The organism is Vibrio sp. D417a, from assembly GCF_030248595.1.
Taxonomy (GTDB): Bacteria; Pseudomonadota; Gammaproteobacteria; order Enterobacterales; family Vibrionaceae; genus Vibrio; species Vibrio alginolyticus.
The window spans coordinates 130,650-145,899 of sequence record NZ_JAHGAM010000019.1; the positions used below are offsets into that span (position 1 = coordinate 130,650).

At 46.0% G+C, this 15,250-nt stretch carries 13 protein-coding genes; 8 read left to right on the forward strand and 5 right to left on the reverse strand.

Going from position 1 to position 15,250, the window contains the following annotated elements; all coding sequences use genetic code 11:
- Window positions 1-233: 233 nt before the first annotated feature.
- The 4 genes from hslR (at window position 234) to KI742_RS18490 (ending at window position 5,803) form a co-directional block, all read left to right on the forward strand.
- On the forward strand, window positions 234-620 hold the full coding sequence (gene hslR, locus KI742_RS18475) for a ribosome-associated heat shock protein Hsp15 (RefSeq protein WP_005379292.1): 387 nt from the start codon (window positions 234-236) through the stop codon (window positions 618-620).
- 31 nt (window positions 621-651) lie between these two features.
- Complete coding sequence (gene hslO, locus KI742_RS18480) at window positions 652-1,527, forward strand: Hsp33 family molecular chaperone HslO (protein ID WP_031780788.1); 876 nt, start codon at window positions 652-654, stop codon at window positions 1,525-1,527.
- Window positions 1,528-1,863: 336 nt separating this feature from the next.
- Window positions 1,864-3,492, forward strand: coding sequence for a phosphoenolpyruvate carboxykinase (ATP) (gene pckA / locus KI742_RS18485; protein WP_054576821.1), 1,629 nt, complete (start codon window positions 1,864-1,866; stop codon window positions 3,490-3,492).
- A 190-nt stretch (window positions 3,493-3,682) separates the two neighbouring features.
- Window positions 3,683-5,803, forward strand: coding sequence for an AsmA family protein (locus KI742_RS18490; RefSeq protein WP_213867101.1), 2,121 nt, complete (start codon window positions 3,683-3,685; stop codon window positions 5,801-5,803).
- Here the strand turns inward: KI742_RS18490 and KI742_RS18495 are convergent.
- From KI742_RS18495 to KI742_RS18505, 3 genes are all read right to left on the reverse strand, one after another.
- On the reverse strand, window positions 5,789-6,706 hold the full coding sequence (locus tag KI742_RS18495) for a bifunctional GNAT family N-acetyltransferase/hotdog fold thioesterase (protein WP_005379283.1): 918 nt from the start codon (window positions 6,704-6,706) through the stop codon (window positions 5,789-5,791). The two genes, KI742_RS18490 and KI742_RS18495, sit on opposite strands and share 15 nt — an antisense overlap.
- A gap of 106 nt (window positions 6,707-6,812) precedes the next feature.
- On the reverse strand, window positions 6,813-7,247 hold the full coding sequence (gene dtd, locus KI742_RS18500; RefSeq protein WP_005379282.1) for a D-aminoacyl-tRNA deacylase: 435 nt from the start codon (window positions 7,245-7,247) through the stop codon (window positions 6,813-6,815).
- A complete protein-coding gene (locus KI742_RS18505; RefSeq protein ID WP_005379281.1) occupies window positions 7,219-8,163 on the reverse strand; it encodes a virulence factor BrkB family protein in 945 nt (314 codons plus the stop codon). The genes dtd and KI742_RS18505 overlap by 29 nt, the downstream gene beginning before the upstream one ends.
- A 34-nt stretch (window positions 8,164-8,197) precedes the next feature.
- Between KI742_RS18505 and KI742_RS18510 the strand changes: the two genes are divergently transcribed.
- Window positions 8,198-8,839, forward strand: coding sequence for a DUF2959 domain-containing protein (locus KI742_RS18510; RefSeq protein ID WP_005382972.1), 642 nt, complete (start codon window positions 8,198-8,200; stop codon window positions 8,837-8,839).
- A 31-nt stretch (window positions 8,840-8,870) separates the two neighbouring features.
- Here the strand turns inward: KI742_RS18510 and KI742_RS18515 are convergent, their stop codons facing one another.
- Both KI742_RS18515 and typA read right to left on the reverse strand, forming a co-directional pair.
- Window positions 8,871-9,413 (reverse strand): AAA family ATPase, encoded by a 543-nt coding sequence (locus KI742_RS18515; RefSeq protein WP_005382971.1) that lies wholly within the window; start codon window positions 9,411-9,413, stop codon window positions 8,871-8,873.
- A 72-nt stretch (window positions 9,414-9,485) separates the two neighbouring features.
- Window positions 9,486-11,315 (reverse strand): translational GTPase TypA, encoded by a 1,830-nt coding sequence (typA, locus tag KI742_RS18520; protein ID WP_005379276.1) that lies wholly within the window; start codon window positions 11,313-11,315, stop codon window positions 9,486-9,488.
- Window positions 11,316-11,845: 530 nt separating this feature from the next.
- Here typA and glnA point away from each other — a divergent pair.
- From glnA to glnL, 3 genes are all read left to right on the forward strand, one after another.
- Entirely contained in the window at window positions 11,846-13,255 is a 1,410-nt protein-coding gene (gene glnA / locus KI742_RS18525) for a glutamate--ammonia ligase (protein WP_005379275.1), read from the forward strand.
- A 195-nt stretch (window positions 13,256-13,450) separates the two neighbouring features.
- Window positions 13,451-14,032 (forward strand): DUF4124 domain-containing protein, encoded by a 582-nt coding sequence (locus tag KI742_RS18530; RefSeq protein ID WP_285385031.1) that lies wholly within the window; start codon window positions 13,451-13,453, stop codon window positions 14,030-14,032.
- Between the two features lie 132 nt (window positions 14,033-14,164).
- The gene (glnL, locus tag KI742_RS18535) at window positions 14,165-15,211 is read left to right on the forward strand and encodes a nitrogen regulation protein NR(II) (protein ID WP_017821940.1); all 1,047 of its coding nucleotides are present in this window, start codon (window positions 14,165-14,167) and stop codon (window positions 15,209-15,211) included.
- Window positions 15,212-15,250 lie beyond the last annotated feature (39 nt).

A 15,250-nucleotide genomic window follows, 5' to 3' on the forward strand; every position in this document is an offset into this window, starting at 1 on the left:
AACGTCCGTCATTTAAGCTATAACGATAGCTATCGACTTTAAATTGCTAAATTTGCAATAAAATTATTACTCAACAAAGAGCAGTGAACTATATCACAAGTTGTCTTTCATACCTTTTTCTTATGCAGTTTTTGCCAACTCCCTTGAAAAAAATACGCCTTGACTCCATCTGTAGGTGAATAATCCATCACTCATTGCCGTATTCGGGCAGTGATTAGATAGCGTAGTGTTCTATGAGTTCCCTAAATGAAGCCGTTAGGCTAGATAAATGGCTATGGGCCGCAAGATTTTACAAAACCCGCTCCATCGCGCGTAACATGGTCGATGGCGGTAAAGTCCACTATAATGGCCAACGAAGCAAGCCGAGTAAAATCGTTGAAGTGGGCGCTGAAGTAAGACTTCGTCAAGGCAACGAAGAAAAAATCGTGATCATCGAACAAATCTCAGATCAACGCCGAGGCGCTCCCATCGCACAAACCTTATATCGCGAAACTAATGAAAGTATAGCGAAACGTGAGGAACACGCGACTCAACGTAAGCTTAATGCCCACAACCCAAGTCCGGAACGCCGCCCAGATAAAAAGCAGCGCCGAGACATCATTAAGTTCAAACACCAATAAAAGCCGGAATTACCAACGAGGAAAGCACTCCATGGCAAATAATGTTTTAAACCGCTACCTATTCGAAGATCTTTCAGTACGTGGCGAGTTGGTACAATTAGATGAAGCGTACCAACGTGTTATCTCCAGCAAGGAATATCCGGCAGCAATAGAGAAACTGCTGGGTGAGCTACTCGTTTCAACTACTCTTTTAACTGCCACTCTTAAGTTCGAAGGTTCGATCACCATCCAGCTACAAGGCGACGGTCCTGTGTCTCTTGCCGTTATCAACGGTGACCATAACCAACGTGTTCGTGGCGTAGCTCGCTGGGAAGGCGATATTGCCGATGACGCAAACATTCACGATCTAATGGGTAAGGGCTACCTTGTGATCACTATCGAACCGAAAAACGGCGAGCGTTACCAAGGTGTCGTTGGATTAGAAGGTGACACTTTAGCAGAAGTGCTAGAAGGCTACTTTGCAAACTCAGAGCAGTTAAAAACGCGCCTATGGATCCGCACTGGTGAGCATGAGGGCAAAGCACACGCAGCAGGTATGTTGATTCAAGTGATCCCTGACGGCACTGGCTCTCCAGATGATTTCGAACATCTAGAGCAGCTCACTGATACAGTAAAAGATGAAGAATTGTTTGGTTTAGAAGCGAACGAGTTATTGTATCGACTATATAACCAAGACAAAGTACGTCTGTACGAGCCGCAACCTGTCGAGTTCCATTGTGGCTGTTCTCGTGAGCGTAGCGGTGCCGCAATCATCACCGTTGAGAAAGCTGAAATTTATGACATTTTGGCAGAAGTTGGATCAGTTTCTTTACATTGTGATTACTGTGGCACAACTTATACGTTCGACGAATCTGAAGTCACTGAACTGTATGCACAAGCTTCTACGGACAAGAAAACCCTGCATTAATTTACATAGCTTATCAAGCACGTAATTTACCCTACAAAAGGCCAGCTTAATGCTGGCCTTTTTGTGATCAACCCCTCGTAATAACTAGCCTCAAGCGTAATAAAACAACTGCTTAATTTTAAACAATTAATAATGATTTTGCCCTAGCGCAAAGGATTGCGTGCACGATAGACTATTCCCACCAATATGTGACGGGTTACCTAAAACCTTATTGAAATCATGGGTAAATTTTGAGCTATCTCCCTGTTTTCTCCCCGCCCCGTTGCTAGCATGGTGAGCAGATTAAAATTAAAACATTCTTACAAAATCCCTACAAAATCCTTATAAGGAGCACCTATGACCGTTATGGAACATACTAAGGCTGCAACACTTGATCTAACCAAGCACGGACTGCATAACGTAAAAGAGGTTATTCGCAACCCAAGCTACGAAATGTTGTTTGAGGAAGAAACGCGTGAAGACCTAACCGGTTATGAGCGCGGCGTGGTTACTGAACTAGGTGCGGTTGCCGTTGACACTGGCATCTTTACTGGTCGCTCACCAAAAGATAAATACATCGTCAAAGACGCTACGACAGAAGAACATATGTGGTGGACGTCTGATCAAGTGAAAAATGATAACAAGCCAATCACTCCTGAAGTGTGGGACGAGCTAAAAGAACTGGTCACAAACCAGCTTTCTAACAAACGCTTGTTTGTTGTTGACGGTTACTGTGGTGCAAACCCAGATACACGTTTGAGCATTCGTGTTATCACAGAAGTCGCATGGCAAGCGCACTTCGTTAAAAACATGTTTATTCGCCCGACAGAAGAAGAGTTAGCGACATTTGAACCAGACTTCGTAGTAATGAATGGCGCAAAATGCACTAATCCAAAATGGGAAGAGCAAGGCCTGAACTCAGAAAACTTCACCGTATTTAACCTAACTGAGCGCATGCAACTTATCGGTGGTACTTGGTACGGCGGTGAAATGAAGAAAGGTATGTTCGCCATGATGAACTACTTCCTTCCACTAAAAGACATCGCATCAATGCACTGTAGCGCTAACATGGGCAAAGATGGCGATGTAGCGGTATTCTTCGGTCTATCTGGTACGGGTAAAACGACCCTGTCGACTGATCCTAAACGTGCGCTAATTGGTGATGATGAGCACGGCTGGGATGATGACGGTGTCTTCAACTTCGAAGGTGGTTGTTACGCAAAAACCATCAAACTTTCGAAAGAAGCGGAGCCGGACATCTACAATGCAATTCGTCGTGATGCACTGCTAGAAAACGTAACAGTACGTGGTGATGGCTCTATCGACTTTGATGATGGTTCGAAAACAGAAAACACACGTGTTTCTTACCCTATCTACCATATCGATAATATCGTTAAGCCAGTATCAAAAGGCGGTCACGCGAATAAAGTGATCTTCCTATCAGCCGATGCATTTGGCGTACTGCCTCCAGTATCTAAATTGACACCTGAGCAAACTAAGTACCACTTCCTGTCTGGCTTTACCGCCAAACTAGCGGGAACAGAGCGCGGTATTACTGAGCCAACACCAACTTTCTCTGCTTGTTTCGGCGCGGCGTTCCTAACGCTCCACCCAACAAAATACGCGGAAGTACTGGTAAAACGCATGGAAGCAGCGGGCGCTGAGGCTTACCTAGTGAATACTGGTTGGAACGGCACTGGCAAACGTATCTCTATTCAAGATACACGCGGAATTATTGATGCCATTCTTGATGGTTCGATTGAAGAAGCACCAACTAAGCACATTCCAATCTTCAACCTTGAAGTACCAACGTCACTACCAGGTGTGGATCCTAGCATTCTAGACCCTCGCGACACGTACGTTGACCCACTTCAGTGGGAAAGCAAAGCGAAAGATTTAGCAGAGCGCTTTATCAATAACTTTGATAAGTACACAGACAACGCTGAAGGTAAATCTCTGGTTGCGGCTGGTCCTCAGATTGATTAAATCGAGTAACAGCGACGTCGCGTAAGCTCAGTGAAAAGTTGGCATTAACTTATCACCTTTACGTAGGCCAAGTTACAAAAATTGCTTCAAGCCCCTATTTTGAGGGGCTTTTTATTGAATACCACAGAATATTGATACAAGCTAAAGCCTATCTAGTTTTATTTAATAACACACGTAGGTTCTAGCAAAGATGAAAACAGCGCGTCGAGTTCTACTTCTGTTACTGGTTATCTTAGTTGCCATTCCGGCCGCTACGATTGCGCTGCTAACAACATCTTACGCGGACGCAACCTGGCGCTTGCTGTCAAACACCTTTTCTCTTCCCTTCCGGGCCGGAAGCGTGCGTTATGACTTTCCCTATCACCTAACTTTACAACGCGTGAACACCAGCGGAGACGATGCGTCTTACATCGAGCAAGTCGATTTATGGATGAATCCCGATGTTTATCGCGATGGTAAATGGATCGTTGATAGTTTATTGATTGATGGTATGAGCTTGCAGTATGGCGCACCAAAGCTCCCAGCTTTAGAGAACGTATTATTCCATCAAATCGCGCTCAAAAATATTGATTACGCCGACGAGCATTTCTCTGCCAATGGCATTGATCTTCAAATTCAATCACCACAATGGAATGGTCAATTAATACCATATGGCGAAGTTCAACTTGCAGCTGACCAACTCTATTGGAATGGCGAAGCCTTTAATCAAGTCTTAGTCGATATAGACTACAAACCGCAAGACAGTACGCTTTATGGCACCTCTTTTAACTGGCGTAACAGTCAAATATCTGGGCAAGGGGAGCAGTATCCTCAAGGTTGGTCTTTAGTAAATGTGACCATCAACAAGCTGAAACTGAGTAATACGCAGCGCCAATCACTGCTTGCAAAACCTTGGCACGATCTACCATTTAACATTAATCATATTAATAGCTTAGATTTGCTTAACGCCGATATTGAATGGGGCGACTGGCACTGGCAGAACTTGGATCTTTCTGTGGAAAACGCCACACTGCCACTGTCTCTCTGGAAGACAAAAGCTCAAGTGTCATTGCAGGCGGATAGCGTTCGATTCCAGCAGCAAACCGCAATAGAGCCACGTTTGAGTGCCGCTATCGAGCCAGGAGTAATCCAGCTCAACGAGCTCAGCTTAGATTGGCAGCAAGGTCGAGTGCAAGTTTCTGGATTGTTCACGCCAACACAATGGAAGCTCAAAGAAGCCTCTATTCAAGGCCTCAAGTGGGCAACACAGCCAGAAGACAACCTAAATTGGTGGCACGCCGCCACCAGCGAGTTAGAGCATGTTGCAATCGAACGACTCGACATTGAGCGCAGCCAAATTATCCAGCTATCTCACGAACCTTATTGGCAACTTTCCGGTTTAAATATCGAAGGGCAACAGCTTGATATTAAACAGTCTGCTCAACGTTGGGGCCTTTGGCAAGGCGAATTGGAAGTCAGCGTTGTCAACGCCAGCTATGACCAAATACTCACGTCTCACGCAGCACTTGCCATGCAAAGCAAAGATGGCTTTTGGCAATTGACTCGCCTTTTTGCGCCACTCGAGCAAGGCTACGTAGAAGGCATCGGACAAATAGATTTGAGTACCCCGAGCCAACCTTGGGCGCTCAACGTCAATGCTGATGGTATTCCCTTATCGCTCTTCCACGATTATTTTTTACCCGACACACTGGCTATTGATGGTTTTTCCGATCTCAGCCTCGATCTACAAGGGTTATCAGGTGATCGCAACATGCTGGCCTACAGCTTATCGGGTGAAGTGGAAGCCAACCTCCGAGATACCCGCTTGAAGTCCCAAGCGGATCATTCGCTCAAAGCCATTACCTTAAGTCCACTGCGTTTAAGCGCGCAACGAGGGGAAGTTGCCATAAAGCCGGTCACCATCTCAGGAAAAGCCATAAGTGGTAAGGTTTGGGGAACATTTGATATGGCCAACAACCCGCTAAGTGGCATTACTTATCAATTGGAAGAGTCGTGCGGAAACATTGAAGGTGATCTACTAAGTGGCGAAACCCACCGTAATGAGTGCGTGAGCGCATCAAAACTGGCCGAGCCTACTGATATTGAGACTCCACAGAAAAATGAACCTTCCATCGAGCAACCAATCGTGATTGATAACATCAACTTGGAGATTCAAGAGGAAGAGCTTTACGAAGAAGTTATCGAAGAAGATGAAGTACCCAACACGCATTCCGCAGCAGAAGAACAAATCCTCTCACCGACAGAGCAAGAAGGTGAAACAGATAAGCGCCCAGCAGATCAGTCGGCGCTTAACCCATCAGCAACTGAGTAACTGCGAGTAGTTCGGTATCAACATATAGGTACCGACAAAATCCACAGCTGGCGTGTCACCACTATAAATCACTACGTGAATAACGATGCGTGCTTTGCGTCCCGACTCCAATCGGTCTAGGTCACCACTGATCCCATCCAACGAAGTACTCGCCACGGGGTTTTGTTCGACTGGTTGACGATAACGAATAGAGCTGTCGGCCAACACAATATCACCGTGCAACCCACGCTCTTTAAGCAGCAGCCACGTCATCCCCCACCCTGTCAGGGTTGCTAAGGTAAAAGCTGACCCGGCGAACATGGTGTTATGCGGATTAAGGTTAGGATTAAGCTGCGCACAGCATTCAAACTGGTAACCCGTGTACTGGTTAATTTTGATCCCCATTTTGTCGCTAATTGGGATTTGTTGCTCCCAGCGCTGTTGAAGCTCAGTACACCATTCAGGGCGACGTAACACATTGGCCATCGGATCCAGTTGCTTCACCATTTGCTGATGGCGCACAGGGCCACGCTCATCGGTCAGCTCGCCTCGACGCTCAAAGCCATTTTTTTCATAAAAGGCGATGGCATCTTCACGGGCATTACACACCAAGCGTTTCGCTCCTTCTTGGCGCGCTAACGACTCTAGTGCAACCAAAACCAGCGAACCCATTCCTTTGCTACGGCGATTATTTTTAACCGCCATGTAGCGGATCTGGCCATCATTATCCGGCGTAATGTATAAACGGCCAATCGCCATAGGACGACCTCGACCATCAACAATCATGCGGTGATGGCTCATTTCGTCGTATTCATCGCGCTCAGAGCCGATCGGCATACGCCATGGCTCACGAAGCAGTTGCCAGCGAAACTGATAATACTTGTTTATCTGATTATCGGTTTTGGGAGTAATGAGTTTGAACATATCAATCCTTTGAAAGCACAACACTAATCAGTGTCGGAAAAATTACTCCAAGCCAATTCCATGAGCTTGGAGTTAAAGCTTAGACTATGGCGCCTGTGTTACCAGATTAGACCTGCAACCAAAACGTCACTGGACCGTCATTCACCAAAGACACTTTCATATCGGCAGCGAAGCGGCCACGCTGTGTGGGTAAGACTTCTTCACACAAGTCAGAAAAGTAATCATACAAGCGCTCTGCATCAACAGGATGCGCACCGCGAGAAAAGCCAGCTCGCGTGCCTTTTTTTGTATCCGCAGGCAGCGTAAATTGAGAAACCACCAGCACTTTACCTTCCACCTGTTTAACGTTTAGGTTCATCTTGCCTTCGTCATCTTCGAACACACGGTAGGTTGTAACACGCTCCATTAAACGCTTTGCTTTAGCTTCATCGTCGTCCTTCTCTACGCCCAATAAGACCAGCAGACCACGATCAATTTCTCCTACGACTTCACCATCCACACGGACGGCTGCTTCACTGACTCGTTGAATTAGCGCTATCACTACTCTCGCTTCCTTCATCTGTTAACTGAGATTCAGCGGTCGAGTGTATCATGTCTAAATCTTCACTCCAGTGCTCTCGCTCACCAAGCGCAGCCGTAACTTCCGCCCCCAATAACACGATCATCCAGCATAAATACACCCAAACAAATAAGATAGGAATCGCCGCTAACGCGCCGTAGATGAGCTGATAAGACGGAAACTGAGTGATGTAGAGTGCAAAGCCTTTTTTACTCAACTCGAACAGTATCGCGGCGACTGCTGCCCCCATGGCACCATGAGCGAGGTGTACTTTTTTATTCGGCACTAGAATATACAAGCCAAGAAAAGCAAAAAAGGACAGCAACAACGGTAGCCAACGCAGAAATAGATTAAACGCACCAGATAATGTCTCATTCTCTAAAATTTGCAGCGAAGTCACGTACGACGTCGCCGCAATACTCGCACCGACCATGATCGGCCCTAACGTGAGTACCATCCAATACATAGAGAATGAAAAGACTAAACGGCGCTTGTCTTTAACTCGCCAAATGTAGTTTAAGTTCTTATCAATGTTGGAAATCAGCATGACCGCTGCGATGAATAAAAACCCACCGCCAACCGCGCTCATTTTGCCCGTATTCGCCACAAATTCCTGTAATGCCGTATGTACAGCTTCTCCAGAAGCTGGCACAAAATTCTCAATAATGTAGCCTTGCAGCACCTCACCAACGTTCGCAAAAACGGGAAATTTCGACAATATTGATAACAATACCGTCAGCATTGGCACGATGGATAACAAGGTAATGTAGGCAAGATAGCCCGCGTTCACATTCACACGGTCATGCGTTAATCGCTTAAGAAGATACTTAAAAAACGCGACGCAACTTGGCAGTAGATTGATTAATCTCGCCTTGTAACTCTCTGATAACTGGTTCATAGTTCATCCCATAATTAGCGCCGAGGACATAAGAATGCCTTATTTATTAGCAATTGTACTATCAATTTTCACTTTAACAGGGTGTCAATCTGCTTATTACTCAGCAATGGAGCAGGTTGGGTATCATAAACGAGATATTATGGTCGACCGCGTCGAAGATGCCAAAGAATCTCAACAAGATGCACAAGAAGAATTCACCAGTGCACTTGAAGCCTTGTCTGCGATCACCAACTTTGATGGTGGTGAGCTAGAAAATGTCTACAACAACATCAATGACAAATACGAAGATAGCGAAAAAGCGGCTCAAGACGTACGTGACCGTATTGCTGCGATTGAAGACGTATCCGGCGCACTGTTTGATGAGTGGCAAGATGAGCTAGAGCTGTACTCGAGTGCGAAACTGCGTCGTTCAAGCGAGCAAAAACTACGTGAAACCAAAGCCTCGTACAAAACCATGCTTAGCGCTATGAAGCGTGCAGAGAAAAAGATGACACCGGTACTGGATACGCTACGTGACAACACGTTGTACTTAAAACACAACCTTAACGCCAGTGCGATTGGTTCTTTGCAAGGTGAGTTCTCTAGCTTAGAGAAAGACATTCAGTTTGCGATCAAACAAATGAACGAAGCGATTGCAGAGTCCGATAAATTCCTACAAAAGCTCAATCAAAAGTAAATGATTTAGACCTCCTCCTAGTGAGGAGGTTTTAGTCGGCGACCTTACCGAGTAAACCGATGACTCTTCGAACAAAGCCTACTCTCTCTGGCACAGTTCCCCATGGTACTTCTATCACTTCATAACCCAACTCAGTATAGACACTCACTAACGACTGATGAATCTCCAATGCTTCTTCAAAGCTGTGCGGACGCACTTCATCTTGTACGTAAATGGATGCTTCAGGTCGACAAGTAAACACCTGACTATGGTACCCAGCGCTTTCGGTTAAGAAAGCTTGGTCAACCTTACAGCCGCCCACTTGTAGGTATGCAATGATGTCGGGGATGGCGCGATCAACAAACGCAACATCATGACAACGCGCATCACTCTTTTGTTTGTCCATCAACCCAAGGCATAACTTGGCAAACTCAGGTAAATTCGTCCACGGCAAAATACCATTTTCTAACTGGCTTTGCTGCTCAATCAAGTCGCGAGACCCTTCAGGAAACGTGGCGTAACCACACGCGTCTAGCGCATTCAGCAGTGTTGTTTTTCCCGCACCAGGCCCACCGGTGATAATAATCGGGTTCATATTCAACTCCAGAAAACAAAAAGCCCCGAGCATAACTCGAGGCTTCTTCTTAATTGAATCGCTTAACGAAAATTATTTCGCGCCACGAGAAGCACGCTTACGGTCGCTTTCCGTTAGGAACTTCTTACGGATACGGATGCTTTCAGGCGTTACTTCTACTAGCTCGTCGTCATCGATGAATTCTAGTGCTTGCTCAAGAGTCATCTTGATTGGCGGAGTAAGAACCTGTGCGTCATCGGTACCTGATGCACGAACGTTGGTTAGCTGCTTACCTTTCAGTGCGTTTACCGTTAGGTCGTTGTCACGGCTGTGAATACCGATAACCATACCTTCGTAAACTTCAACACCGTGACCGATAAATAGACGACCACGCTCTTGAAGGTTGAACAGTGCGTTAGTTAGCGCTTTACCCATCGCGTTCGCGATTAGTACACCGTTTACACGTTGACCGATGTTACCGCCTTTGTGAGGGCCGTAGTGATCAAACGTATGGTAAAGAAGACCTGAACCTGAAGTCAGTGTCATGAATTCCGTTTGGAAACCGATCAGACCACGTGATGGCATAACGAAGTCCATACGTACACGACCTTTACCGTCTGGAGACATGTCTTTCAGCTCACCTTTACGTAGGCCGATGTTCTCCATGATGCCGCCTTGGTGCTCTTCCATTACGTCGATAGTTACCGTTTCGAACGGTTCCATCAACTGACCATCTTCTTCTTTGATGATTACTTCTGGACGAGATACTGCTAGCTCGAAGCCTTCACGACGCATGTTTTCGATCAGGATAGAAAGGTGAAGTTCACCACGACCTGATACGCGGAATTTATCTGGATCGTCTGTTTGCTCAACGCGTAGTGCAACGTTGTGTACCAGTTCCTTCTCAAGACGCTCAAGGATGTTACGTGACGTTACGAACTTACCTTCTTTACCCGCGAATGGAGACGTGTTTACTTGGAACGTCATTGTTACTGTTGGTTCATCAACAGACAATGGTGGTAATGCTTCTACTGCGTTTTGTGCACAGATAGTGTCAGAAATTTTCAGCTCGCCAAGACCAGTGATTGCGATGATATCACCCGCGTTAGCTTGTTCCACTTCGTGACGCTCTAGGCCAAGGTAGCCCATTACTGTACCCACTTTACCGTTGCGAGTTTTACCATCAGCACCAATAATGGTTACCTGCTGGTTTGGTTTAACGCTACCACGAGTTACGCGAGCCACGCCGATAACACCAACGTAAGAGCTGTAGTCTAGCTGAGAAACTTGCATCTGTAGTGGACCATCAAGGTCAACATTTGGCGCGTCAACAACATCAACGATAGTTTGGAATAGTGGTTCCATGTTCTCGCCAGTTTCGCCTTCTTCTAGAGAAGCCCAACCGTTAAGTGCTGATGCGTAAACTACTTTAAAGTCTAGCTGGTCATCAGTTGCACCTAGGTTGTCGAACAGGTCGAACACTTGGTCCATAACCCAATCAGGACGTGCGCCAGGGCGGTCAATCTTGTTGATTACAACGATTGGTTTTAGACCGTGAGCAAACGCTTTTTGTGTTACGAAACGCGTTTGAGGCATTGGACCATCAACTGCGTCAACGATAAGTAGTACAGAGTCTACCATCGACATGATACGCTCAACTTCACCACCGAAGTCCGCGTGTCCCGGAGTATCTACGATGTTGATACGGTAATCGTTCCAGTCGATTGCTGTGTTTTTAGCAAGAATGGTAATACCGCGCTCTTTCTCGATGTCGTTCGAGTCCATGACTCGCTCTTCAGCTTCACCGCGAGACTCAAGCGTGCCTGATTGTTGTAGCAGCTTGTCAACCAACGTGGTTTTACCGTGGTCAACGTGCGCGATGATCGCGATATTTCTTAATTTATCAATCTGTGGAGTAGCCATGGATATTGATTCACTTAGATAGATGAAATGCCCCCACGCTGAGAACGGGTGCTCTCTGGCGACATTTGCTGATTAAAAAAACGGCCATAATGTACCAGATTTTAGCAAAAAGCCTAGAAATATGTGATCTACTCCCGAGCATTTCTGCGATTTTTACGCTTAATGCCCATTTTCTTCCTCAGAACGAATTGATTAAACGCAACTTTATTCTAATCGATGCATAATTCAAATTGACTCTTGCTCAAAAACTGGGCTGAATACGCAATGTACCTGTCACATTATGGTGCAACAATGATTTTTGGCACCATAATAGTGCAAGCAAAGATCATTTTGGTGCAAGCAACTGCACCAAACTAGCATTCAAAAACACAATTGCTTGAAATTAATGGAATATTTTTTTTGGCACGGTTTTGGCTTTAGTTAAAACAGCATCGATTAATGAAAAGTCAAATTGATTAATCAATGCCAGGTTTCATGAATAATTCATAAATCGAGCTTTTACCGCTTATTAACACTGGAGGTTATCCAAGATGTCAGTAGAAAACGTTCTATCGCTGATCCAAGAAAACGAAGTTAAGTTTGTTGACCTACGCTTCACTGATACAAAAGGTAAAGAGCAGCACATTTCGATCCCTGCTCACCAAATCGACGCAGACTTCTTCGAAGAAGGTAAAATGTTCGATGGTTCATCAGTTGCTGGCTGGAAAGGTATCAACGAATCAGACATGGTAATGATGCCTGACGCATCTTCTGCTGTGCTTGACCCATTCACGGAAGACGCAACACTAAATATCCGTTGTGACATCTTAGAGCCTGCAACAATGCAAGGCTACGACCGTGACCCACGCTCTATCGCAAAACGCGCTGAAGACTTCATGCGTTCTACAGGTGTTGCAGATACTGTACTTATCGGTCCTGAGCCAGAATTCTTCCTATTTGATGACGTGAAGTTCTCGACAGACATGTCAGGCTCTTTCTTCAAAATCGACGACGTAGAAGCGGCATGGAACACAGGTTCTGACTACGAAGAAGGTAACAAAGGTCACCGTCCAGGCGTTAAAGGTGGTTACTTCCCAGTAGCTCCAGTAGATTCATCTCAAGACATCCGTTCTGCTATGTGTCTAGTAATGGAAGAAATGGGTCTTGTTGTTGAAGCGCACCACCACGAAGTGGCAACGGCGGGTCAAAACGAAATCGCAACTCGTTTCAACACGCTAACAACCAAAGCTGACGAAATCCAAATCTACAAGTACGTTGTACACAACGTTGCTCACGCGTTTGGTAAAACAGCGACGTTTATGCCTAAACCACTTGTTGGCGACAACGGCAGCGGTATGCACGTTCACCAGTCTCTAGCAAAAGATGGCGTAAACCTATTTGCTGGTGACAAGTACGGCGGTCTATCTGAAATGGCGCTTTACTACATCGGTGGTATCATCAAACACGCTCGTGCAATCAACGCATTCGCTAACCCATCAACAAACTCGTACAAACGTCTTGTACCAGGCTTCGAAGCACCAGTAATGCTAGCTTACTCAGCGCGTAACCGCTCTGCTTCAATCCGTATCCCAGTGGTACCAAGCCCGAAAGCACGTCGTATCGAAGTTCGTTTCGGTGACCCAGCGGCGAACCCATACCTATGTTTCGCAGCAATGCTTATGGCTGGTCTTGACGGTATCAAGAATAAGATCCACCCAGGCGAAGCGATGGATAAAGACCTTTACGATCTTCCAGCTGAAGAAGCAGCAGAAATCCCAACTGTTGCATACTCACTAAAAGACGCGCTAGCAGAGCTAGATGCTGATCGTGAGTTCTTAACAGCGGGCGGCGTATTCTCTGACGACTTCATCGATTCATACATCGACCTTAAGTCTCAGGACGTAGAGCGTGTGAACATGACAACTCACCCTGTTGAGTTCGAACTTTACTACTCTGTGTAAGGTCGACACTGTGTAAAATGTAAACACAGCAATAAAATATTAGGCTCGCCTCGCAGGCGGGCCTTTTTTGTATTCGCCACTCAAGCTTCGACGTTTAACATGAGGGGATAATAAAAATACACTTAGAATTTTTCCTTACAGGTCAAAGAGCTAAGCCATTGAAACGTGAAATCATCGAACAAGAGAAGGTGAGCAATGAAAGTTCAGCTTATTCCATCACTGTGTGCACTCAGCGGATTGTTAATCGCCTCTATCGCCTTCGCGCAGGTCGCGTATACGTGGGTAGATGAAAATGGCGTGGTTCACTTTAGCGATACGCCAAACAAAGGAGCAAAAGCGATCGCACTGCCAAACCTTGAAGCCAGCGCACCAGCTCCTGAGGTAGAAAGTACTGAATCGCTCGCACCTCAGACTACGCCATCTACTGCATCACAAAACAAGCCAGAGAAAACAACCGAGAAGCCTCTCCCATTACAACTCTCGATGCTGGCTCCCAAGCACAACGAGACCATCCGCAGCAATCGAGGCATCATCAATATTCAATTAGAAACCAATCGCAAGCTTGGTATCGGTGAGCAATTGCAATTGTTACTCGATGGAAAACCTTATGGTGCACCACAAAACCATATAGTGTGGCAGTTAAACAATATTGACCGAGGCACTCACACACTTGCTGTGCACGCGAAAAGAAGCGGCAAGCTTATTGCATCTACTAGCCCTATAACGGTGCATTTACATAGAGCAAGTGTTAAGCCGACCGTAAAAGGGGCAAAATAGAATATCTGGTGAAAAAAATCACATCACAGCGATGCTTTTCACTTTTTCTTCTAAGATTTATTCGCCATACTTAACGTTCAATTGCACCATTATTGTGCATCGCACAATCTTAAAGCAAAACAAGGACGTAATGTGGATACCAGTCTTCCTAGTGCCATTCTCAACAATATGGTGACAGCAACGCTGATTCTTGATGATGGATTGGCCATCCGTTATGCCAATCCGGCTGCCGAATTGCTGTTTTCTCAAAGCGCCAAACGAATTATTGAACAATCACTTTCTCAATTGATTCAGCATGCGTCGCTGGATCTCGCGCTGCTCACTCAACCGTTGCAAAGTGGCCAAAGCATCACCGACAGTGACGTCACTTTCGTTGTTGATGGCCGCCCTTTAATGCTAGAGGTGACGGTTAGCCCTATCACTTGGCAAAAGCAGTTGATGCTTCTGGTCGAGATGCGCAAAATTGATCAGCAGCGCCGACTCTCTCAAGAACTGAACCAACACGCCCAACAACAAGCAGCGAAGCTGTTAGTCCGAGGGCTTGCACATGAGATTAAAAATCCGCTTGGCGGCTTACGCGGTGCGGCGCAATTGCTAGAAAAAATGCTGCCAGAGCCCTCTCTCACCGAATATACACACATCATCATTGAGCAAGCAGACCGTTTAAGGGCGCTCGTGGATCGATTACTAGGACCGCAAAAGCCAGGTAAGAAGACACAAGAGAATCTGCACCAAATTCTTGAAAAGGTTCGCCAACTGGTTGAATTAGAGTCACAACGCTCAATCATCATTGAACGAGATTATGACCCAAGCTTGCCAGAGATTTTGATGGATACAGACCAAATCGAGCAGGCAATGCTTAATATCGTCAGCAACGCCGCACAAATTCTTAGCCATCAAGAACACGGGAAAATAACCATTCGCACCAGAACGGTGCATCAAGCCAATATTCACGGCAAACGCTGTAAACTCGCTGCTCGTGTCGAAATCACAGACAACGGCCCAGGTATTCCACCGGAACTACAAGACACGCTGTTCTATCCCATGGTCAGTGGCCGCGAGGGAGGAACTGGATTAGGGCTATCTATTTCGCAAAATTTGATCGACCAGCACAATGGAAAAATAGACGTAGAAAGCTGGCCTGGTCACACAACATTTACTATTTATCTGCCGATCTGAGTGCGCTAATGGACTTCAAGTCGCGTCAGTTTTTCGGTT